Origin of the sequence: Bacillus cereus group sp. BfR-BA-01379, from assembly GCF_022663605.1 — a bacterium.
Lineage (GTDB): Bacteria > Bacillota > Bacilli > Bacillales > Bacillaceae_G > Bacillus_A > Bacillus_A mobilis.
The window spans coordinates 1-1,130 of the sequence record NZ_JAKUFT010000169.1 but is presented as its reverse complement, the minus strand read 5'-3'; the positions used below and the strand labels follow the sequence as shown (position 1 = coordinate 1,130).

Genomic DNA, 1,130 nt, shown 5'->3' with positions numbered 1-1,130 from the left:
AGTAATGGCAATGATGTTCACATTAATCTGACGACAGATGCATCTGGAAAAATCTCTGTTCCAGATTTACGTCCAGGAGACTATCAGTTTGTTGAAACGAAAGCTCCTGAACACTACAAATTAGACAGCACACCGCTTAAATTTACAATTAAGAAAAGCCAATCAGGGAAACTACAAGTCACTGCTACTAACAGCTTAATTGAAGGTGCTGTTGAATTAATTAAAGTGGATGATATGAATCTAGATACAAAACTTTCTGATGCAGTATTTAACATCATTGATGCGAAAGGTAAAGTTGTTCGCACGAATTTAACTACTGATAAAGACGGGAAAGTTTCTGCTTCTAATTTACGACCAGGAGATTATCAATTTGTTGAAACGAAAGCTCCTACTCATTATGACTTAAACGAAACACCTATTAAGTTCACAATTGAAAGAAGTCAAACAAAACATGTCTTCGTTACAGCTACGAACAGCTTAACGAAAGGTAGTGTGGAGTTAATTAAAGTGGATGATGTTGAAGAAAACACAACACTTGAGGGTGCTGTATTTAAAATTGTTAATAAGGATGGACACGACGTCCGCACTGATTTAACTACTGATAAAAACGGCCGTTTAGTTGTAGATGAATTACCACCAGGAGACTATGAGTTTATCGAAACAAAAGCTCCTACTCATTATGACTTAAACGAAACACCTATTAAGTTCACAGTTAAAAAAGGGCAAGAAAAAATCGCTTCCGTTACTGCTACCAATAGCTTAACGAAAGGCGCTGTTGAACTTTCTAAAGTAGATGATGTCGACGGTACTGCTCTTAAGAACGCAGTATTTAAAATCGTTGATATGAACGGCAACGACGTTCGTTCTGATTTAACTACTGATAAAGATGGAAAAATCTCTGTTTCTGATTTACGTCCGGGAGACTATCAGTTTATTGAGACGAAAGCTCCTACTCATTACGACTTAAATCAAAACCCTATCAAGTTTACTGTTGAAAAAAGTCAAACGGCTACAGCTTCTGTTACTGCTACCAATAGCTTAACTAAGGGCGCTGTGGAATTAACTAAAGTCGACGACATTGACAACTCTACTCTTGAAGGTGCTATCTTTAAAATCGTTGATCAAAACGG

The 1,130-nt window shown here is 37.0% G+C and carries 1 protein-coding gene; it reads left to right on the top strand.

Annotated elements, in window-relative coordinates; genetic code table 11:
• Positions 1-1,130: SpaA isopeptide-forming pilin-related protein (locus tag MR113_RS27215; protein WP_277929807.1), on the top strand; the 1,130-nt coding region annotated here is incomplete at both ends.